The organism is Capnocytophaga sp. oral taxon 336 str. F0502 (genome assembly GCF_000411575.1).
Classification (GTDB): Bacteria; Bacteroidota; Bacteroidia; order Flavobacteriales; family Flavobacteriaceae; genus Capnocytophaga; species Capnocytophaga ochracea.
The window spans coordinates 354342-376105 of sequence record NZ_KE150490.1 but is presented as its reverse complement, the minus strand read 5'-3'; the positions used below and the strand labels follow the sequence as shown (position 1 = coordinate 376105).

General features: G+C 39.6%; 23 protein-coding genes. 13 read left to right on the top strand and 10 right to left on the bottom strand.

Features of this window, described 5'->3' with window-relative positions; translation table 11 throughout:
• Positions 1–36: 36 nt before the first annotated feature.
• On the top strand, positions 37–1365 hold the full coding sequence (locus HMPREF1528_RS07415; RefSeq protein ID WP_016479258.1) for an exonuclease domain-containing protein: 1329 nt from the start codon (positions 37–39) through the stop codon (positions 1363–1365).
• On the top strand, positions 1358–1831 hold the full coding sequence (locus HMPREF1528_RS07410; protein ID WP_016479257.1) for a hypothetical protein: 474 nt from the start codon (positions 1358–1360) through the stop codon (positions 1829–1831). Before HMPREF1528_RS07415 ends, HMPREF1528_RS07410 begins: the two co-directional genes overlap by 8 nt.
• On the opposite strand, the gene hemW is transcribed toward HMPREF1528_RS07410, so the two are convergent.
• From hemW to pepE, 4 genes are all read right to left on the bottom strand, one after another.
• A complete protein-coding gene (gene hemW / locus HMPREF1528_RS07405) occupies positions 1805–2956 on the bottom strand; it encodes a radical SAM family heme chaperone HemW (protein WP_084667258.1) in 1152 nt (383 codons plus the stop codon). The two genes, HMPREF1528_RS07410 and hemW, sit on opposite strands and share 27 nt — an antisense overlap.
• Positions 2957–2969: 13 nt before the next feature.
• Positions 2970–3515 carry a crossover junction endodeoxyribonuclease RuvC gene (gene ruvC / locus HMPREF1528_RS07400; RefSeq protein ID WP_002672831.1) on the bottom strand — a complete coding sequence of 182 codons (546 nt, stop codon included), beginning with the start codon at positions 3513–3515 and terminating at the stop codon, positions 2970–2972.
• A 13-nt stretch (positions 3516–3528) separates the two neighbouring features.
• The gene (locus HMPREF1528_RS07395; protein ID WP_002672833.1) at positions 3529–4062 is read right to left on the bottom strand and encodes a hypothetical protein; all 534 of its coding nucleotides are present in this window, start codon (positions 4060–4062) and stop codon (positions 3529–3531) included.
• Between the two features lie 168 nt (positions 4063–4230).
• Entirely contained in the window at positions 4231–4923 is a 693-nt protein-coding gene (gene pepE / locus HMPREF1528_RS07390; protein ID WP_016479255.1) for a dipeptidase PepE, read from the bottom strand.
• A 743-nt stretch (positions 4924–5666) separates the two neighbouring features.
• Here pepE and HMPREF1528_RS07385 point away from each other — a divergent pair.
• The 4 genes from HMPREF1528_RS07385 to HMPREF1528_RS07370 are packed head-to-tail and all read left to right on the top strand — an operon-like array spanning position 5667 to position 9143.
• Positions 5667–5957: a DUF493 family protein gene (locus tag HMPREF1528_RS07385; protein WP_002672841.1), complete on the top strand. Its 291-nt coding sequence runs from the start codon at positions 5667–5669 to the stop codon at positions 5955–5957.
• Positions 5954–6616, top strand: a complete 663-nt coding sequence (locus HMPREF1528_RS07380; protein WP_002672843.1) for a DUF4290 domain-containing protein — start codon at positions 5954–5956, stop codon at positions 6614–6616. Before HMPREF1528_RS07385 ends, HMPREF1528_RS07380 begins: the two co-directional genes overlap by 4 nt.
• Entirely contained in the window at positions 6603–7913 is a 1311-nt protein-coding gene (gene murA, locus HMPREF1528_RS07375; RefSeq protein ID WP_016479254.1) for a UDP-N-acetylglucosamine 1-carboxyvinyltransferase, read from the top strand. The genes HMPREF1528_RS07380 and murA overlap by 14 nt, the downstream gene beginning before the upstream one ends.
• 60 nt (positions 7914–7973) lie before the next feature.
• Complete coding sequence (locus HMPREF1528_RS07370; RefSeq protein ID WP_016479253.1) at positions 7974–9143, top strand: MalY/PatB family protein; 1170 nt, start codon at positions 7974–7976, stop codon at positions 9141–9143.
• A gap of 83 nt (positions 9144–9226) precedes the next feature.
• Here HMPREF1528_RS07370 and mraY read toward each other — a convergent pair whose 3' ends face one another.
• The 6 genes from mraY to HMPREF1528_RS07340 form a co-directional block, all read right to left on the bottom strand.
• Positions 9227–10462, bottom strand: coding sequence for a phospho-N-acetylmuramoyl-pentapeptide-transferase (gene mraY, locus HMPREF1528_RS07365; RefSeq protein ID WP_016479252.1), 1236 nt, complete (start codon positions 10460–10462; stop codon positions 9227–9229).
• 33 nt (positions 10463–10495) lie between these two features.
• A complete protein-coding gene (locus tag HMPREF1528_RS07360) occupies positions 10496–11194 on the bottom strand; it encodes a hypothetical protein (protein WP_016479251.1) in 699 nt (232 codons plus the stop codon).
• A gap of 279 nt (positions 11195–11473) precedes the next feature.
• A complete protein-coding gene (gene miaA / locus HMPREF1528_RS07355) occupies positions 11474–12400 on the bottom strand; it encodes a tRNA (adenosine(37)-N6)-dimethylallyltransferase MiaA (protein WP_016479250.1) in 927 nt (308 codons plus the stop codon).
• Positions 12390–13289 carry an ion transporter gene (locus HMPREF1528_RS07350; RefSeq protein WP_016479249.1) on the bottom strand — a complete coding sequence of 300 codons (900 nt, stop codon included), beginning with the start codon at positions 13287–13289 and terminating at the stop codon, positions 12390–12392. The genes miaA and HMPREF1528_RS07350 overlap by 11 nt, the downstream gene beginning before the upstream one ends.
• Before the next feature lie 3 nt (positions 13290–13292).
• A complete protein-coding gene (locus tag HMPREF1528_RS07345; protein ID WP_034567948.1) occupies positions 13293–14039 on the bottom strand; it encodes an alpha/beta hydrolase in 747 nt (248 codons plus the stop codon).
• Entirely contained in the window at positions 14029–15285 is a 1257-nt protein-coding gene (locus tag HMPREF1528_RS07340; RefSeq protein WP_016479247.1) for a dihydroorotase, read from the bottom strand. Before HMPREF1528_RS07340 ends, HMPREF1528_RS07345 begins: the two co-directional genes overlap by 11 nt.
• Before the next feature lie 342 nt (positions 15286–15627).
• On the opposite strand from HMPREF1528_RS07340, the gene HMPREF1528_RS07335 reads away from it, so the two are divergent.
• From HMPREF1528_RS07335 to tpiA, 7 genes are all read left to right on the top strand, one after another.
• Positions 15628–16140, top strand: coding sequence for an NUDIX hydrolase (locus HMPREF1528_RS07335; RefSeq protein ID WP_016479246.1), 513 nt, complete (start codon positions 15628–15630; stop codon positions 16138–16140).
• A gap of 131 nt (positions 16141–16271) precedes the next feature.
• The gene (locus tag HMPREF1528_RS07330) at positions 16272–17756 is read left to right on the top strand and encodes a cellulose synthase family protein (RefSeq protein WP_009410730.1); all 1485 of its coding nucleotides are present in this window, start codon (positions 16272–16274) and stop codon (positions 17754–17756) included.
• Between the two features lie 97 nt (positions 17757–17853).
• Positions 17854–18210, top strand: coding sequence for an MmcQ/YjbR family DNA-binding protein (locus HMPREF1528_RS07325; protein WP_016479245.1), 357 nt, complete (start codon positions 17854–17856; stop codon positions 18208–18210).
• Position 18211: 1 nt separating this feature from the next.
• Positions 18212–18631: a VOC family protein gene (locus tag HMPREF1528_RS07320; RefSeq protein ID WP_016479244.1), complete on the top strand. Its 420-nt coding sequence runs from the start codon at positions 18212–18214 to the stop codon at positions 18629–18631.
• Between the two features lie 3 nt (positions 18632–18634).
• The gene (locus tag HMPREF1528_RS07315) at positions 18635–19576 is read left to right on the top strand and encodes an NAD(P)H-dependent flavin oxidoreductase (protein ID WP_016479243.1); all 942 of its coding nucleotides are present in this window, start codon (positions 18635–18637) and stop codon (positions 19574–19576) included.
• Between the two features lie 79 nt (positions 19577–19655).
• A complete protein-coding gene (ychF, locus tag HMPREF1528_RS07310) occupies positions 19656–20747 on the top strand; it encodes a redox-regulated ATPase YchF (RefSeq protein ID WP_002672862.1) in 1092 nt (363 codons plus the stop codon).
• Positions 20748–20997: 250 nt separating this feature from the next.
• A complete protein-coding gene (tpiA, locus tag HMPREF1528_RS07305) occupies positions 20998–21747 on the top strand; it encodes a triose-phosphate isomerase (RefSeq protein ID WP_009420925.1) in 750 nt (249 codons plus the stop codon).
• Positions 21748–21764: the final 17 nt, after the last annotated feature.

The following is a 21764-nucleotide window of genomic DNA, read 5'->3' as shown; positions in this document are numbered from 1 at the left end:
CTAATACCTAATCCATAAAACCTAACACCTAAACATTTGTACGCAATACTCGACATAGAAACCACAGGAGGTAAATACAATGAAGAGGGCATTACCGATATCGCCATCTATCAGTTCAACGGACACGAAATAACCGACCAGTTCATATCATTGATAAACCCCGAACGCCCCATTCAAGAGTTCGTTACTAAACTTACAGGCATCAACAACAAAATGTTGCGCAATGCCCCTAAATTCTATGAGGTTGCCAAACGCATTGTCGAAATTACCACCGATTGCATTATCGTAGGTCATAATGCAGCCTTCGATTATCGCATCTTGCAAACCGAATTTCGCCGCTTAGGATACGACTTTGTCCGTACAACGCTCTGCACCGTAGAACTCTCCGAGCGACTCATTCCCAATAAAGAATCATATAGTTTAGGTAAGTTAGTGCGCTCCTTAGGTATTCCTGTAAGCGACCGGCATCGCGCTTCTGGTGATGCCTTGGCTACCCTAAAACTCTTTAAATACCTACTCGAAAAGGACACCAAAAAGGATATCATTACTACCTCTGTCAAGCAAGATATTCGTTTAGAAATGGCTTCTCGTCATCTGAAAATACTCGACACTCTCCCTGAAACATTAGGAATTTTTTATATGCATAACGAAGAAGGTAAGGTCATTTACATCGGGAAACACAAAAATATTAAACAGCAAGTAAACAGGCTCTTCACTTCTCCGTCCAAACGCGATAGATACTTGCAACGTCATACTTATCGAGTTACTTATCAAGAAACAGGCAATGAACTCATCGCTGCTTTAAAAAGGTTAGAAGAAATACACCTCAACCTCCCAAAATGTAATAGGCGAAATCCTGAAAAAGAAATAAATATCACTTATGCACTCACTTCTCACTTTAATACTAAGGGATATCTTTGTTTTTCAATAGAATTATTATCCACTCAAAACGAAATTATCACTACTTTTGAAACCAAAGAACAAGCCCAGCACTTTTTAAATCAAATCACTGAAGAGTACCATTTAAACGAAGTAGATTTCAATAACGAAACCGTTGAGGAGTATAACACACGCGCCTCTGAGGTGCTTTCAAAATACGGACTTGTGCACCGAAACGTAGCTATTGTAGATAAAGGTAGAGTAATCGGCGAGAAAAGCATTATTTTAGTAGTCGACGGCAATATTCAAGGCTATGCCTTCTTTAATCTGAATTTCCAGCTTACTCAATTAGAGATGTTGCAAAACCTCATCACTCCTTTACCCAATTCATTAACAAACCGTCACCTTTTGCACGCTTACTTACGACGAAAACCCAAAGTAAAAGTGCTAAATCTAAGCGAACAAAAACCTTATCATAATGAATAAACGAATTTTTATTACGCTTTTAGGAGCCTTTGCCCTTTTAGCTGGTTGCAACCAAACAGATAGCAATGCAAATGTTACAGCGATGAAAGAATCAGCTGAGAAGATTTCAAAACTCACCGATTCTATCAAGAAACTCGATGAACAACGCATCGAAGCACTTAACTTCAGCCTCGAAACAAACGAATTAGCACAACAGTATTTCGAAGATTTGAAAATTGACAATCCTTCACAAATTGTTGTCAATGCTTTAATGGAGATGAACGTAAAGGATACTAAAAACCCTTACATCAAATCTGAAAGCAATGGGAAGTTCTTGTTTAATAAAATAAGAATACTGAATGAAAAATGGGTGATTTGTGAATTTACTGATGGTGAATTGTGGGGTGACCTACTTTTGGAATACCATATCGACGGAAATCTAAACCCTACCTTCAAACCACTAAGTGAGGTCATCCACCCTAAATAAATCCGAAGCTATACCATCTGAGAGGAATCTGCCTTTGCGCGTTACTTTCAGATGGTTTTCTTCTATAACTAAAAGCTCATCGGCAAGGTACTTCTGTGCTTGTTGTAACAAATATTGGCGGTAACCTTCCCCAAATACTGTTCTCACTTCTTCTAAATCAATCCCTACCATCGTGCGTATACGCGTGATGATGAGTTCGTTATATCGGTTATTAAGGGTAAGTTCTTCTTTTTCCTGTGGCAAAATCCCCTGCTGTATTTGTTGTATATACTTAATGTTATGAGCAATATTCCAACTACGCTCCTTCCCGTTAAAACTGTGGGCTGAAGGACCTATTCCCATATAGGGCTTGCCAAACCAATAAGCCGTGTTATTCCTGCTAAAATATCCTTCTTTGCCAAAGTTTGAAAACTCGTATTGTATAAACCCCTCTGCTTCCAGAGTATCTATCAACATTTGAAAGTGAGTGTAAGCCTGCTCATCGCTTATTGGTGCGATTTTCCCCGTAGCAATAAACTTGTGCAAAGCTGTTTTTTCTTCTACCGTAAGCGCATAGGCTGAGATATGCGGAATATCGAAAGACAGTGCCTTATTGATATTCTCCTGCCAGCGTTCCTCACTCATTTGGGGAATGCCGTAAATCAAATCAATCGTGATATTATTAAAATACTGTGGAGCTATCTGTAATAAAGTCTCTACTTGGCTTACCGTATGCACTCTATTCATCAATCGCAAGTCCTCTTCAAAAAACGACTGCACTCCCAAACTGAGCCTATTGATACCCAAAGAGCGTAATTGTTTCAAAAATTGCTCGGGAGAAGTAGCTCTAAAAAAGTCATCAGGATTAGCTTCTAAGGTAATTTCAGCTGTGGTATTTACCTTGTAATGTGTGAAGATAGTGCGAAAAAGTTGTTGTAATTCGTCATACGAAAGGATACTGGGCGTCCCTCCTCCTAAGTAGATTGTCTGTAACTCACTACCTACGGCTTCCCCTTTGCGCAAAATGAGTTCCTCACAAAGGGCATTTACCATTTCTCCTTTTCTTTTCAGAGTAGTCGAAAAATGGAAATCACAATAATAACAAGCACGCCTACAAAAGGGAATATGAATGTATAAGCTATACAAAATGAAGTATTTTTTAACCTATACGGTCTTGATTTTGTTTTACAAAAGCGTCCCAACCACTATAACTTTGTTGTTTTTGCGACTTGCCACCGTTAAAAAAGTGACAAACAGCCACCGCCAGACCGTCGGTTGCGTCAAAGTGTTTGGGGAGTTCTTTTATATTCAGAAGTTGTTGAAGCATTTTGGCTACTTGTTCCTTGGAGGCACTACCATTACCCGTAATAGCCATTTTCACCTTTTTAGGTTCGTATTCAGTAATAGGAATTTCACGCGATAGCCCCGCTGCCATCGCCACTCCCTGCGCTCTTCCGAGTTTCAACATCGATTGTACATTCTTGCCAAAGAAGGGCGCCTCAATAGCCAATTCATCAGGCTTATAGGTATCTATCAGCTCCAAAGTGCGATTAAAAATCACACTTAGTTTTAAGTAGTGATTGCTGTATTTACTAAGTTGAAGCTCATTCAGCTGTAAGAGCTTCATAGTATCTCTTTCCACCTGAATAAGCCCAAACCCCATAATAGTAGTGCCTGGGTCGATACCTAAAATAATGCGTTCCAAAAGCTACGACCAATTATTTAACGTTAATTTCAATAGGCAAATTAAATTGCGTACTCACGTTCAGTCCATTCTTGGTAGCTGGTACGATAGCATCTTGCTCTGAGAGCGCCGATAAATTAGCGCGCAATGAGTCTTCAAAGGTTTCACTATCAGTACTTAGTAATTCTTTTGTCTTATCATTGGCTTCTATATCTATAAGCACTATTTTACCTGTATTATCCACTTTTATATTCAGTAATACACGGTCGGTAACAGGCTCTGTTACTTCATAAGGGGCTTTTTTCAAACGCTCTTGAAAAAGGGTTGTAAAAGTCCTCTCAAAACATTCTTTCTGTCCTATCTTCGTCGTTGCTGTATCACATACCCCTCTAAAAATAGGATAAGAGTCTACGTCTTCCTTCACTATTTCCGAGAATTTTATTTCAGCTATCGAGTCCAACTTATGTTGCAATTTTGCTTCTTTCTGCTCAGGAGTGAGTTGGTTACCATTGTCGTTACACGCTACAAGTGCCAATGATAAGGCTAAAAAACAAAAGTAAAATTTCATAATTAAATGTCTAATAAGTGTTTTTACGGCTCAAAAGTATTACAAAAAATTGATTTACAAAAATAAATAACACTTTTTCTTCGTAAAAATATTCCCTTCTAATCTTCTTTTTTGTTAAACCTCTTATATAACAATCTGATTATAAGTGTAGTACATTCCTTCCTTTGCCTACAACAAAATTTCCGTACTTTCGTAAGGTTCTTGCTCTTTTAGGAAGATTCTAGCCGTCAAATCGCCTTTAAGGCTAACCTTCTCATCTTCCACACGTAGCCAACTACCTTCGCGCAAACCTATCACAGGAGTATCGTTAAAAACGTGGAATTCCTTAATTCGCGTTTCGCGAGTTTCTCCCTTGTGTTTACTTTGGGGGTCTGGGTCAAGGTAATGAGGGTTGATATTAAAAGGCATAAGCCCTAAGGTTTTAAACGAAGGCGGGTAAACAATAGGCATATCATTAGTAGTCTGCATTGTCTGTCCAGCGATATTGCTCCCTGCGCTTGTTCCCATATAAAGCGTCCCTTTTTCTACTGCTTCACGCAATACGTCCATCACTTCCAATCCGTACAACTGATTCACCAGCACAAAGGTATTACCTCCGCCTGTAAAAATCGCTTTTGCCTGCCTAATAGCCTTTTTAGGGTCAGCGAATGTGTGTAAGCCCACTATACTCTTCCCTACCCTATTGAAAAACTGTTGCGCAATCTGAGTATATTCATCGTGCGTAATACCACTGGGGCGTGCATAAGGCACAAACAATATTTCGTCAATTCCTGTAAAGAAATCAATCAATTCATCTTGTAAATAAGAAAGATAAGTACCCCCATATACAGTAGAAGTACTCGCTAATAATATTCTTTTCATCAGTGCTCTATTTAGTTATAACACGCAAAGATAATAAAAAATCAAATAGCTTGTATCCCTTCCTCTTTTATTTTACCTCCATTTTACCTTTACTTTTCCCTCGCCACATTCTCCCTCTCTGAGGTAGCCAGCAATAGCTGGGTATGTACACCGCGAGAGCGGAGTATGTAAGAAGGGGGAGGTTTCCTCCGCTTTTACGTCGCCACATTCTCCTTTTTTCGTCGCTCTCTACTCGTCACTACACCCCCTCTCCTTGGGAGAGGGACGGGGTGAGGATTTCTTTTCTTTCGCCTCGAAACCCCGTTTTTAACATTTTTAGCCTTGTTGTATGATATTATGAATCAACTATTTATATACCCTTTCTATACCAATCGTCCAAGATTCGTATAAGCTTCCTATAAGCTCTCTATAAGCTAACCCCACCCTCATTACACCCTTTTTTCATCAAAAGCCCCCTTAGTCTCCTTCTGAAAATTTTCGTTTCCTTCCGAAAACCCTAACCAGCCCGATTTGTCCGACAAGTCAGACCTGTCAAAAAACCATTCTTATCACTACCCATTTCCTCATTCTCTCATTTCCTCATTTTTCTCATTTTCCACTGGCAAAGTTAATTATCGGTATTTCTGGCATTATTAGTATTATTGGCATTAAATACACTTTTTTACCTTTTCCTTTTTTCTTTCCAACTATTTTCGTACCTTTGCACTCAATATTACATTTCATATAATTAAGCAAATATTACAATGAAAACAGAACAAGAATTAGCCGAATTTTACGAGCGCTTAAAGAATGAACTCATCGAGACTTCGCTCTTCCCCACTCGTTATCTCTATAAATTCGTAATACCTACTGATGAAGCCAAACTCAATCAGCTCAAAGAGGTATTCAAAAATACCGATGCCGAAATCACCACACGCCCATCGTCTAACGATAAGTACACAGGTGTTTCGGTAAGCCTTACCGTTAAAAACCCCGATGAGGTAATTGTCTATTACAAAGAAGCAGGTAAAGTAAAAGGAATATTATCATTATGACGACCTTAGAATATAACACCGAACGCCCTCACTTAATCATCCCTGAATACGGGCGACACATCCAAAAAATGATAGAAAAAGCGGTACTCCTTAAAGACCGCGATACACGTAATAAAACGGCTCGAAGTATCGTCGCCGTAATGGGAAACTTATTCCCTCACTTGCGCGACGTCCCTGATTTTCAACATAAACTTTGGGACCAGCTCTTTATAATGTCCGATTTTCAGTTGGACGTCGATTCTCCTTATGAAAAACCCACGCCTTCCACACTTCATAAACATCCCGAAAGACTTAGATACCCTCAAGCACATCCCCGCTACCGCTTCTACGGCAACGTAATTATTCGTATGATAAACACTTGCGTAAATTGGGAAAAAGGCGACCTACGTGAAGCTTTAGAGTATTCTATCGCTAACCATATGAAGAAATGCTTCCTCACTTGGAATAAGGAAAGCGTAGACGATAGCGTAGTTTTTGAACATCTATACGAACTGAGTAACGGGCAAATTGATTTGAGAAAGGCTAACGAAGACCTTACTAATAGTCGTGACCTTATCCGCACGAAGCAAAATCTAACTAAACGCACTCCTCAACCGCAACCTCAGCAAGCTAAAAGAATATTCTCAACCAATAAAAAAAATAACAATGGGCGTTTTTAAAATAGAAGGTGGACATACCCTCAAAGGAAGTATTACACCACAAGGAGCTAAAAACGAAGCACTACAAGTACTTTGTGCGGTTTTACTCACCGACCAAAAAGTTACCATTCACAACATTCCCGATATTCAAGATGTGAATAAACTGATTTCTTTGCTCGAGAATTTAGGAGTCAAAATCCAAAAGCTCGGGAAAGGCACTTATAGCTTTCAAGCCGACGATATCAATATAGACTATTTAAAGTCCGAGGCTTTTCATACCGAAGGGCAAGCCCTGCGAGGTTCTATTATGATAGTAGGTCCTCTGCTCACACGTTTTGGAGTAGGCTATATTCCTAAACCGGGAGGTGATAAAATAGGTCGCCGTCGCCTCGACACCCACTTCGAAGGGTTCATCAAATTAGGTGCCCACTTCGAATATGATGAAAATAACTTTACTTATAGCGTAGTAGCCAAGAAACTAAAAGGAAGCTATATGCTTTTAGAAGAAGCCTCTATTACAGGTACTGCCAACATTATTATGGCTGCCGTATTAGCCGAAGGTACTACAACTATTTATAACGCAGCTTGCGAGCCCTATGTACAACAACTCTGCCATATGCTCAACGCTATGGGAGCCGATATACAAGGTATCGGTTCCAACCTCGTTACTATCAACGGGGTAGAACGCTTGGAGGGTTGTACACACACTATCCTCCCCGATATGATTGAAATAGGTAGTTGGATAGGCTTAGCTGCTATGACCTGCAGTGAAATTACCATTAAGAATGTAGGCTGGGAGCATTTGGGTATTATGCCTACTATCTTCCAGAAATTAGGTATTACCTTCGAAAAGAAAAACGACGATATTCATATCCCCGCTCATACTAACGGCTATGAAATCCAAAATTATATCGATGGCTCTATCCTAACAGTAGCCGATGCCCCTTGGCCTGGTTTTACCCCCGACCTACTCAGCATCGTGCTGGTAGTCGCTACCCAAGCACGTGGGGAAGTGCTTATTCACCAAAAGATGTTTGAGAGTAGGCTATTCTTTATCGATAAACTCATAGATATGGGTGCTAAAATTATACTATGCGACCCTCACCGCGCTACCGTTATCGGTAATGATTTCCGTTCTCCTTTGCGCGCAACCCTAATGACCTCGCCTGATATTCGTGCCGGTATAGCCTTGCTTATTGCAGCTCTTTCAGCCAAAGGCACCTCTACCATTTACAATATAGAACAAATAGACCGTGGTTACGAAAACATCGACGGACGACTCAAAGCCCTCGGTGCCCAAATAGTAAGAGTTTCCTAATAGATATCCGATAACACGTAACATATTAATCATTAACCATTAAACATTAATCATTAAAAAGTGAATTATAATTTTGACGAAGTAGTTTGCAGAAAACACACCGATGCTCTCAAGTTAGAGGCATTAGCCCCCCGCTGGGGACGCACCGATTTGCTCCCTATGTGGGTAGCCGATATGGATTTTAAAACACCTCCTTTCATAGTGGAAGTGATGAAAAAACGTATGGAATGTGAAGTCTTTGGCTACACAGTGAAACCCGAAAGTTGGTATGAAGCCATTATCAGTTGGCAAAAGCGCCGTCATAAGTGGACGATTACCAAAGAAATGATTTCATTCGTACCTGGGGTAGTACCAGCTTTGGCTATGGCAGTACAGGCATTTACTCAGCGTGGTGAAAAGGTGATGATTCAGCAACCTGTATATAATCCTTTCGCTCAGGTAATCCGCAATAACCATCGCGAATTAGTAAACTGTCCATTAGAACTGAAAGATGGGCAATATCATATCAATTTTAAACTCTTCGAAAAAAAGATAAAAGGCTGTAAACTCTTCCTCTTCTGTCACCCTCATAACCCTGGCGGACGTGTATGGACGCGCGAAGAACTCAAAAAAGTAGCAACTATCTGTGCTCAGAACAACGTAATAATAGTAGCTGACGAAATCCACGCCGACCTTACCTTACTTCCCTACGAGCACATTCCGTTTGCCTCAGTAAGCGAAGAAGCTAAACAGAACTCCGTTGTATTTGCATCTCCCAGCAAGGCTTTTAATATGGCAGGCTTAGCTACCTCTTATGCAGTAATTGCTAATCCTACTCTGCGTCGTCGCTTCGAAAGCTATGTAGAAGGGAACGAATTAGCTGCCGGCAATGTCTTTGCTTTTAATACCGTTGTAGCAGCCTATAACAAAGGCGAAGAATGGTTACAACAAATGCTCACTTACGTTCAAGGTAATATTGATGAAGTGGTAAGTTATATCAAGGAAAACATACCTCAACTAAAAGTCATCATACCTCAAGCCTCTTATTTAGTGTTTATTGATTTCAGTGCGTTACAGCTCAACCAAAAAGATATAGTCGCTCTATGTACCAATAGGGCGCACTTAGCCTTAAATGACGGTAGCATTTATGGTGAAGAAGGCAATGGCTATATGCGCATCAATTTAGCTTGTCCGCGTAGTGTGGTAAGGCAAGCCTTAGCTCAACTCAAAGACGCAATAACTTCAATATAAAAGTCAAGCGCCTAAATAATCAGATTATTTAGGCGCTTTTCACATTTCTATTCTCCAATATATCCAAGCTTTTAATTGAGCTCTTATCTCAATTTTAGCGTTACAATGCTAATCACCGCTAAGAAAATCCCTACAATAAGAAAGCGCATCACTATTTTACTCTCGTGATATCCCTTCTTTTGGTAATGGTGGTGTAAAGGCGACATCAAGAAGATACGTCTACCTTCACCATACTTTTTCTTCGTATATTTAAAGTAAACCACTTGCAATATCACCGATAAGTTTTCAATGAGGAAGATACCACAGAGCACAGGCAACAAGAGTTCTTTGCGTACTGCTATGGCTATTACAGCTATAATCCCGCCTATGGTCAAACTTCCTGTATCGCCCATAAACACTTGGGCAGGATAGGTATTATACCACAAAAATCCCACCAAAGCTCCTGCAAAAGCTGCTATGAATACCGTCATCTCCCCTACTCTTGGGATATACATAATGTTTAAATATTCTGAGAAGATAATGTTACCCGAAATCCACGCAAATAGCCCTAATGTTAGGACTATAATAGCCGAGCTTCCCGCTGCCAATCCGTCTATACCATCAGTAAGGTTTGCTCCGTTAGAAACCGCTGTAACAATAAGAATCACAATAGGAATAAATACCAACCACACATAATGATAATAATTATCTCCTGCCCACGCAATGAGGTCAGCATAGTCAAACTCGTTATTCTTCACAAACGGAATAGTAGTTTTCGTCGATTTCACTTCTGGAACAAAATTCTCTGTGGCTGTTTCTGCTACTACTTCAGTACGTGTTCGTCCAATACCTGTTTTCTCACTCTTAATAGTTACATTATCATTGAAATAGAGCGTCGCCCCTACGATAATTCCTAAGCCTATTTGTCCTAATATTTTAAAACGTCCTTTCAGTCCGTCTTTATTCTTGCGGAAAGTCTTGATATAATCGTCGATAAAGCCAATAGCTCCCATCCACACAGTAGTGATGAGTAGCAATAGGGTATATACATTATCTAACTTAGCCAACAACAGTACAGGTATAAGCGTAGCAAAAATAATGATAATCCCCCCCATAGTAGGAGTGCCTGCTTTCTCATTCTGCCCCGTAAGCCCTAAGTCTCGCACCGTTTCGCCTATCTGTTTGCGTTGTAGGAGGCGAATAATATGCTTCCCATATATGGTAGAAATAAGCAAGGAAAGCATTAAAGCCAAGCCTGCTCGAAACGATAAGTATTTATAAAGCCCCGACCCTGGAAAGTCGTAATATTTTTCAAGATATTCTAATAAATAATATAACATTTTAAATAATAGTTAAGTGGTAAGAGATAAGAACTATTTGATAACGATTGTAATCTCTTTATCGCGTCTCTTTTTCTTTTTGCCATCAGTGGCTTTTAAATCAATTTTCACGGTATGAGCATCTAATTTCTCAATATAAGGGTGTTTGCCTTTTATCTTCTTTATTTTGCCCTCGAATACAAGCGTATTATTGATATCAATATTAAACATCTTCTTCATCTGTGCTACGCGCTCTGCTTGCTCTTCGTCATCTGTATTTTGTTCCAAAGCAGCGATATTGAGGCGCAACTCCTTGCCGTCCCATTTAAAAGCCGAAATACTCAGAGGGTTGTTATTGCGTGTCCCTCTACCAATAGCGGCGGTGATAGAAGCGTATTCTTCAGGCGCAAAATGGTCGAACCTAACCTGAAAACCTACTTCCTTATTGTCTTTAAAAAGTCCTTTAATAGCTGCACGTTTCAGCAATTCAGCTTTATCAGCAGGAATGCTATCCTTTTCTACTGTTTTTTGAAAGTCGTAAACCGATTGCCATTCTTTTGGAAATTCGGGCATATTCACGTTTTTCAAACTGTTTTCTCCTTGTTTTGCCTTCGCTTGCATAGCAAGCATTTCACTCATATCTACTGCCATATCGGTAGAAATGGTAGCATCTTTATGAAATGTAAAGGTATTTGTTACACTACAAGATTGCAATGCCTGTAGCGCAAAAGCTAATAAAATCAGTTTTTTCATTAGTTATCAATCACAAATTTTGGTGCAAAGATAATATTTTTTACAATACTTCTATCATTCCTCAAATCAAACGTACCTTTTTTACTTCAAAATATCTTCCTCTATCCTCCTTCTTAGGTTTGTTTTAACTCCGCCTTCCCTTCGTTTATTGTTCGTTCTTTGTTCGTTCTTTGTTCGTTCTTTGTTCGTTCTTTGTTCGTTCTTTCTCTATCTGCCTATCGTGCTACGACTGCCTGTGTGGCTCGCACCTGCCTGTCGTGTTACGATCTCGCATTGTCATTAATTTGGTATTATTGGCATTTCTGGTATTGTGGTTTTCTGAAGAACTTCCTCCACCGTTGTCCTATAATCAAACCAATGTATAGAACTATCTTTGTGAAACCACGTAAATTGTCGCTTGGCAAATCGACGGGTGTTCTTCTTAATTTCCTCTATCGCAAAGCCAAACGAGGTCTTCCCTTCAAAAAAAGCAAATAACTCCTTGTAGCCTACTGTCTGCAGAGCATTGAGTTCCTTGTGCCGAAACATATCTTGTGCTTCTATAAGCAACCCACCTTCAAGCATTTGCTCTACTCGCTCATCAATGCGATTGTAAAGCACCTCTCGCTCTGCCGTAAGTCCTACTTGTATGCTCTCAAAGTCTCTCATCGTTTCTTTTTTGTTTAAAAAAGACGAATAAGGCTTCCCTGCTACCATACACACTTCTAAGGCGCGTATCATTCGTTGCGGATTATTTGTATCTATTTTCTCGTATTGCACAGGGTCTAAAGTTTTTAGCTTTTGTTGCAAAAAAACAATGCCTTCTGCTTTATACTGCGCATTCAGCTCTTTTCTTATCTGTTCATCGGTTTCAGGAAAATCATCTAATCCTCTGAGCACTGCATTAGCATAAAGCCCACTTCCTCCTACCATTACTACCACATCGTGAGTTCTAAAAAGTGTGTTGAGCAAGCTAATAGCATCGCGCTCAAAATCACCTACCGAATAAGACTCAAAAATAGATTTATGCTGAATGAAATGGTGCTTTACCTGAGCCAATTCATAGGGAGAAGGAACAGCTGTGCCTATAGAAAGTTCCTTAAAAAACTGACGTGAGTCGCAAGAGATGATTTCAGTACCGAAGTGTTGTGCTAAGGCTATAGCCATTCGCGTTTTTCCAATAGCAGTAGGTCCTACCACACTCAAAAGTATTTTTTTATGCTTCATCGTGATTGCTCTTTTGGAGTATTAACTCACTACCACATTGGCTACAATATTTAGCCCCCTGCAAATGTTTATCAAAAGAACATCGTTTGCAAACTAATTTTCCAGCAACCTCATTCTCTTTGTGTTGTTTTTTGCTCCCCTCAATAGAATGTTTCTTTTTCATATGGGTATATTCAGCAGTAACAATACCCGTAGGTACCGCAATAACGCCATAACCCAATATCATTACAAACGAAGCTATCAGCTGTCCCAATGTAGTTTGCGGAGCTATATCTCCAAAGCCTACGGTAGTCATTGTTACAATACACCAGTAAACACCGCGTGGGATACTGCTAAACCCGTTCTGGTGTCCTTCCACTACATACATTACTGATCCTAAAAGTATACAAATCACCGATATGAAATAAATGAAGATAAGAATTTTGTCTCGGCTAGTGCGCAAAGCCATTTTCAGCTCCTCCCCTTGCTTCATAAAACTCGCTAAATCCAAGATACGGAAAATACGCAATAAGCGCAAAGCCCTCACTACTGATATTGCCTTTGCACCAGGAGCGAAGAACGATATGTACATCGGCAAAATAGCAATGAGGTCTATAATGCCATACATACTAAAAATATATCTATAAGGCTTTTTATTGGTAATAATACGCAAGATATATTCAAGTGAGAAGAAAACGGTTATCACCCACTCCATAAACACTAACAAACCGTGCAAATGGTAGTCAACACCCTTTACGGTTTCAAGCATTACCATTATCACACTGATAGTAATGAGCGACAACAGCACAAGGTCAAATAGTTTACCTAAGCGTGTATTCGTCCCATAGATAATAATATAAGCCTTTTGCTTGAATATATTATATTCTGATTTAAGTGTTGCTTTGTCCATAAATCAATATTTACTAAGCCATTCACGGAATGAATAAAAGTTTTGTGGTGATACACCGTGCCCTATCGGAAACTCTTCATAAGTGCATTTAGCCCCTATCGATTTTAAAAACTCAGGAGTTTCCCTGTCCCATTCCACAGGTATTACTTGGTCACTGGTGCCGTGCGATACGTAAAAGTGCGTAGCCGAATGGTTCTCTTTCTTATATCCGTCTTTCAAGATATCCTCATTTAAGTAACCACTCAGTGCTATTACTCTGCGTATTTTCTTAGGATAAGATATCGCAATAGCCATACTTAATATACTCCCCTGACTGAATCCTAAGAGGTTTATGTTTCTCGTATCCAAATCATATACCTTACAAGCCTCATCAATACATTTCATTATTAACTCACGCGATTCAATAGCCTGCTCATTATCGCTCCAATAGGCTTGGTCTTCATCAAAGTTAATCATATACCACGCATAACCAAATGAGGTTAAATTATAAGGCGCACGCAATGATATAATCGTGTATTCTTTGGGTAATTCATCGGCAAAGGAGAAAAGGTCTTCCTCATTGCTCCCATAACCGTGCAACATAAATATTACAGGCGAACGTTTAGTCCTTACCTGTGGTTCGCGAATTACGTATTCTAAAGGTAGTTTTTTATGTGTTTCCATTGTTTTTTTCTTTGTTTTAAAGTAACAGTTTGTAAATAATAAAATCAAGCTCCCTATAACAAAGGTAAGACATTTCTTAAACTCCATCGTTCAATATTGCTTGTCTGTGAGCAATAATCCCCAATACTTTTCCTTTCATCGTCGCTCCTATAAAAGCACTATTCTTCGAAGCTGATAATATCATCTCTTTTGTAAAAACAGTCTCTCCTTCGGGAGTAAAGATAGTAACATCAGCTTCTGTATTTTCAGCTATGGGTGCAGTAGGTATCCCGAAACGTTTGCGAGCCGAGGTAAGCAGTGTTACCGCTTTCTCAACAGTTGTATACTGACTCAGCACACCCCACACATTTTCTAACCCAATAGTTCCAAACGAGGCAAGGTCAAACTCTTTAAATTTGAGTTCTATGTCCAACGGATTATGGTCAGAGGTAACAAAGTCTATCGCTCCTCTTTGTAAGGCGTCTCTTAGTTCCTTTACATTTTCAGTATCGCGCAAAGGGGGCAACACTTTGTAATTGGTATCAAACCCTTCTAAAACCTCGTCAGTAAACTGAATATTATGGATAGCTACGCTACAAGTTACGTCCAATCCTTTGTTTTTTGCCTCCTCAATAAGCGCTACCGATTTTGCTGTGGATATAGTAGGAATATGTAACTTCCCCCCTGCGTATTCTAATATAGCCAAATCACGCGCTACACACAGTTCTTCAGCCAAAGCAGGAATGCCTTTTAGTCCTAATCGTGTGCCTTCTATATGCTCATTCACCACACCTTTACCCATAATTTTAGCATCGTTAGGAAAAGAAATAACAATGCCACCGAAAGGCTGTGTATATTGCAAGGCTATTTTCAGCAGGTTGCTGTTGTGTATGGGCTTCTTATAATCGCCAAAAGCCACAGCTCCTCCATTTTGCATATCGTAAAGCTCGGCAAGAAATTCCCCCTTGCTCTCTACCGTTAATGCCCCAATAGGGTGAGCGGTAGTAGCAAAATGCTTCGTTTTTTCTTTGATATACATTACAGCTTGCTTGTTGTCGGCTACGGGGTGAGTAAGCGGATTGACGAGCACGTGTGTAAAACCACTTCTCTGTGCCGTAAGCATTCCATTCTCTAAGGTCTCCCGCTCTTCAAAGCCTGGTTCGCCAAAGCAAACACTGCTATCCGTCCAACCTTGTGATATACAAGTGTTTTCCAGCACCTTATCTACCCCTTCGGCAGCAATATGATTGGATATCTGCTTAATAACCCCATCTGAAATTAAAATATCTTTTACAGCACCGTGATAGGCACTCTCTTCATCAATAATCTTTGCCGACTTGAGTAATATATCCATAGAATTACGCTTTTAATTTCTCTGCAAAGGTACAACTAAAAAAACAATTAAAAACTATTTTTACAAATTATTTTTTTCAGATAACAAAATTTAGTACATTTGTCGCCTAATAAAAAAAGACAACAAGTACAAAAAGTTATTTTTATAAGCGAATCCCTATAAGGTGCAGAAAATTTTTCTACAAAACACCCTTTACACAGTTATACCACAGGTATAGCTATCGTCCAAGATTCGTCCAAGATTCGTATAAGGTTTGTCCAAGATAGGTTATCAGAATATTTTTCTAACCTTAAAAATCTGTTATTTCAACATTCACCTAATTTTAGAAAACACCCAAAAACTATGGAAAGCATATTTAAACATTGCCCGAATTGTACTTCTACAAACATCGAATTTCCTAATAACGTGCGCTTTTTATGCCACGATTGCGGTTTTACCTATTTCCACAATATTGCCGCTGCGGTAGCAGTAGTGTTCAAACATAAAGATAAAATACTATTTACAGTCCGTAATATGAACCCCGACAAAGGAAAACTTGACCTCCCAGGCGGTTTTATCGACCCCAACGAAACGGCTCAAGAAGCAGCTTGTCGCGAAGTAAAGGAAGAAATGGGACTCATCATCAAACCTGAGCAACTGCGCTTCATCACCACCTACCCCAATAATTATCTGTACAAAAATGTACCCTACCGCACTATGGATATCTTTTTTGAATGCGAGCTCAAAGCCGAAGAGGTACATATTGTAGCCCCCGATGAAATAAAAGAACTCCGGTGGATAGCTCTTAAAGATATTCGAGAAGAAGAAATTGGTTTTATATCAGTGCGTACAGTCATAAAACAACTTCGAAGCTAATTATTGATATACAGTTTATTAGTTTAGAAAAAAGAGAGATTTCTTAAAAAATAATTTCTTTTTTGCTTGGTGTTTTCAAAAAAACACGTACATTTGCAAAATCTAAAAGAAAGAACATAAAACAATAATTTATGGCAACAATTATCAATTACGCGATTATTATTATCTATTGTACAGCATTAGTAGGCATTTTCTTATATAGCCTTTCAATGCTTAGTTTGCTACTGAACTATCTCAAACATCGCAAACAAAACGACGAGGCTCCTAAGTTTAACTTGCTTGACCCTAAGGAGATTCCGTACGTAACCATCCAGCTACCACTTTACAACGAAAAGTATGTAGTACGTCGTTTGCTCGAAAATATCGCAAAATTGGAGTACCCTCGTACCAAACTCGAAATTCAAGTGCTCGATGACTCTACCGACGAATCAGTAGCTGAAACCGCTGAAATCATTAAAGAACTACAAGCTACAGGCTTGGATATTAAGCACATTCGTCGCACCAATCGCGAAGGCTTTAAGGCTGGTGCTCTTAAAGAAGGGTTAGCTATTGCCAAAGGTGATTTTGTTGCCATCTTTGATGCCGACTTTATGCCTCAACCCGATTGGCTCAAACGTACGGTAGTATACTTCAAAGACCCTGAAATAGGCGTAGTGCAAACTCGCTGGGGGCACATCAACCGCAATTATTCTATCCTTACTAAAATACAAGCTCTCGCTCTTGATGTCCATTTCACTCTTGAACAAGTAGGGCGTAATTCTAAAGGATATTTTATCAACTTCAACGGTACAGCAGGTATTTGGCGTAAAGCGTGCATTTACGATGCAGGTAACTGGGAAGGCGACACCCTTACCGAAGACCTCGACCTTAGTTATCGCGCTCAATTAAAAAATTGGAAATTCAAATATTTGGAAGATGTAGAAACGCCTGCCGAGCTTCCAGTAGTTATTTCAGCAGCACGCTCTCAACAGTTCCGTTGGAACAAAGGAGGGGCTGAGAACTTCCGTAAAACAGTAAGCCGTGTATTAGCAGCTAAAAACATAGGTTGGAAAACCAAATTTCACGGGGTAATGCACCTCCTCAATAGCTCTATGTTCTTATGGGTATTTGTGGTATCAGTTCTTAGTATCCCTATGTTGTACATCAAAAATCAATACGGACATTTAGCGTGGATATTCCACATTACTAGTTTCTTTATCATCAGTACTGTTATCTTGTTTATTTGCTATTGGTTTACTTATAAGAACCTGCAAGGAAAGACCTTCGACGACTTTTTAAACTACATCAAACTGTTTGTAACGTTCTTCTCAGTAGCCTTAGGTTTCTCTTTCCATAACACTGTTGCAGTACTCGAAGGACACACTGGTAAACGCAGTGAGTTTGTGCGTACCCCTAAATTCAATATCAATGCACTCTCCGATAGCTGGAAAAACAACAAATACATCAATACCAAACTATCGCCTAATATGATAGTAGAATTCTTACTAATGTTGTATTTCCTCTTTGGATTATACAGTGCCGTTCGTCTTAACGACTTTGGTATGTTCCCATTCCACTGTATGCTTACCCTAGGTTTTGGATTTGTATTCTTCAAATCACTTACCTCAAAAGCTTAATTGATTAGTATATTTGTAAATTAACAAATGAATGTATAAAATAAAGGGTTGTCTTGAATCATAGGCAACCCTTTTATCTTATCTCTTACCTAAAACAATGAACTTAGAAACTTTCAGAGACTTTTGCTTGTCCTTACCACATACTACTGAAGATATGCCTTTCGGCGAGGACATATTGGTTTTTCGCATTTGTGGGAGGATATTCGTGCTTACGAATTTAGAAAGCGTCCCTTTGAGGGCAAGTCTCAAATGCAACCCTGAGCGCGCTTTGGAGCTTCGTGAGCAATACCCTGAAAAGATTGTAGCAGGCTATCACTTAAACAAAAAACTTTGGAATACAGTTTTGGTAGAGAGCCTTCCTCCCTCTCTTATTGAAGAAATGGTACAACATTCTTACGAAGAAGTACTCGCCAAAGTACCTAAAAAAGAGAAAGAACTTTTAACAAATCAATAGTATGAGACAAAAATTTACTTTGATTACTTTGGGCGTTCGCGATTTTCAGAAAGCCCTTAGCTTCTACGAAGGCTTAGGTTGGCAAAAATCAGATAAAAGTATGGACGACTATGCTCTTTTCCCTTTGGGAGGCATCGTATTGGGGCTTTACCCCTTAGAAGAACTTTCAGAAGATACTACTTTGCCTTATGAGCCAAGTTCGTTTGCAGGAATGACTATCAGCTACAATGCTACCTCAGAAGCGGAAGTAGACGCTGTATTAGCCAAAGTTAGCAAACTAGGGGCTACCATAGTGAAACCTGCTCAAAAAGTATTTTGGGGTGGCTATAGCGGTTACTTTAAAGATTTAGACGGTTATGTGTTTGAAGTCGCTTATAATCCTTTTTGGGAGTTCGATGAGAATAAAAACCTTAAATTGTAGACAATGAAAACACGTATTACAGAACTTTTTAATATTCAATACCCTATTATTCAAGGAGGAATGATATGGGCAAGCGGTTGGCGATTGGCTTCAGCAGTGAGCAATGCAGGCGGTTTGGGACTATTGGGCGCAGGCTCTATGCACCCCGAAACTCTTGCAGAACACATACGTAAGTGTAAAGCGGCTACTGATAAACCTTTTGGGGTAAATATTCCTATTATGTACCCCGAAATGGACAAAGCTATTGAAGTGATTTTGCGCGAAGGGGTAAAGATTGTATTTACTTCGGCAGGAAATCCGGCTACCTATACGTCTTTATTACAAAAAGAAGGCATAAAAGTAGCTCACGTAGTGAGCAGTAGTAAGTTTGCCCTTAAAGCCCAAGTTGCCGGCGTAGATGCTGTGGTAGCTGAGGGCTTTGAAGCAGGCGGTCACAACGGACGTGAAGAGACTAGCACAATGGTACTCATTCCTGCTGTACGCAAAGTATTAGATATTCCACTCATTGCCGCAGGGGGAATTGCTACAGGTAGCGGAATGCTTGCTGCTCTTGCCTTAGGTGCCGAAGGGGTACAGATAGGCAGTAGATTTGTGGCTACTACCGAAGCTTCTGTACACCCTAATTTTAAAGAAAGAGTAGTAGCAGCCGAAGAAGGTGATACAGAACTTACGTTGAAGGAATTAGCCCCTGTACGTTTGCTTAAAAACGGCTTCTATAAGGAGGTAAAAGAGCTCTACAACACTCAGCAAGCTACTGTCGAAAACCTTAAAGCCTTAGTAGGTAATCGCCGTACCAAACAAGGAATGTTTGAAGGAGACGTAGAACAAGGCGAGTTGGAAATAGGACAAGTAGCGAGTCTGATTACCCAGGTGCAAAGCGTAAAAGAAGTAATTGATGAGATGGTGATGGAATACAGGAGAAGTATTAAGAAATTACCTCATTGATAAAATAGTATTATTAGAATATTTGTCATTATTGTTATTTACCGTACTTTTGCACCCTAAAATTATACAATAAATATATATGAAAGCAGGAATTGTAGGACTGCCCAACGTGGGGAAGTCTACTTTATTTAATTGTTTATCAAATGCTAAAGCACAGAGTGCTAACTTCCCTTTTTGTACTATAGAGCCCAACTTGGGTGTTGTAAACGTACCTGATCCCCGTTTAGAGAAACTCGAAAGCCTTGTAAAACCTGAGCGTGTAATGCCTGCAACGGTAGAGATTGTAGACATAGCTGGACTGGTGAAAGGCGCCAGTAAAGGCGAAGGTTTGGGTAACCAATTTTTGGGAAATATACGTGAGTGTAATGCGATTATTCACGTATTGCGTTGTTTTGAGAATGACAACATCGTACACGTCGATGGAAGTGTAGACCCTATACGCGATAAAGAAACTATTGATATAGAATTGCAGTTAAAAGACCTTGAAACGGTTGAAAAACGCTTGGAAAAAGTAACGCGTGCAGCGAAAGCAGGCGATAAGAAAGCGGCGAAAGAAATGGACTTGCTCAACCGTGTAAAGGAGGCATTGCTCACGGGTGTTTCGGCTCGTGCCGTGCAAGTAAGCGATGAAGAAAAAGAATTGCTGGACAGCTTCCAACTGCTCACTACCAAGCCTGTGCTATATGTGTGCAATGTAGATGAAAAATCGGCTAAAAATGGGAACGCTTATGTGGAACAAGTGAAAGATGCCGTAAAAGGTGAAGATGCCGAAGTGATTGTATTGGCAGTAGCCACTGAAGCTGACATCACCGAATTGGAAAGTTACGAAGAACGCCAAATGTTCTTGGAGGATATAGGTTTAGAAGAACCAGGAGCCTCTAAACTGATTCGTGCAGCTTATCACCTGCTGAACCTACAAACTTATTTCACCGCAGGGGTAAAAGAAGTGCGTGCGTGGACGATTCATCAAGGAGACACTGCTCCTCAAGCCGCAGGGGTAATTCACACCGATTTTGAGAAAGGATTTATTCGTGCTGAGGTAATCGCTTATAATGATTTTATTACTTATGGCAGTGAGGCTAAAGTAAAAGAAGCTGGTAAAATGCGCGTGGAAGGTAAAGAATATATCGTGAAAGACGGCGATATTATGCACTTCCGCTTTAACGTATAAAAAAGCCGGTAAGCAGATTCCCATCGCTTACCGACAAAAATAATTCTAAATTAAATAATCTTTATGGTTCAACTTTGTGCTTGAAAAGCAATCGCTTTTAAAAGACGAGGCAAAGATATGGCAATATTCTATTAGAAACAATATAAATTAGCTAATTAGTTAATTCGTTAGTAGTGTTCATCAGTAATTTTGCTAATTGGTAAATTATTTATATCTTTGCCGAGAAGTTAGAAAATAAAAAGTTCATTATATGAGAAAAAAAATTGTAGCAGGGAACTGGAAAATGAACAACGACCTTAACAAGTCGTTAGCACTTATTTCCGACCTATTGAAAAAAGTACCTCAAACAAATGCTGAGGTAATGATTGCCCCTACCTTTGTAAACCTTATTCCAGCTGTAGAAGCAGTAAAAGGTAGCCACATCGAAGTAATTGCGCAAAATATGCACTTTGCTGAAAACGGTGCTTACACGGGAGAAATTTCGGCTGAAATGTTAGGCAGTATTGGGGTAAAAACTACTATTTTAGGACACTCTGAGCGCCGTGCTTACTTTAACGAAACTGATGAGAGTTTAGCTAAAAAAGTGAACACAGCTCTTAAACACAATATGCGTGTAGTGTTCTGTATTGGTGAAGAGTTAGCTGACCGCAAAGCTAATAAGCACTTTGATGTGGTAGGTAGCCAAATCAAAAATGGTTTGTTCCACTTGCCTGCTGAGGCTTGGCAACATATTGTATTGGCTTACGAACCTGTATGGGCTATTGGTACAGGCGAAACCGCTACTCCTGACCAAGCACAAGAAATTCACCACTTTATTCGTAAAACTATTGCTGACAAATACGGCAAAGGGGTTGCTGATAAAGTATCTATCTTGTATGGAGGTAGTGTAAAACCGGATAATGCAAAAGAAATCTTTGCAAAAGAAGATGTAGATGGCGGACTCATAGGTGGAGCTGCCCTTAAAGCTGATGATTTTGTTACTATTATCAAAAGCATTTAAAAGTTATTATTCCTTTT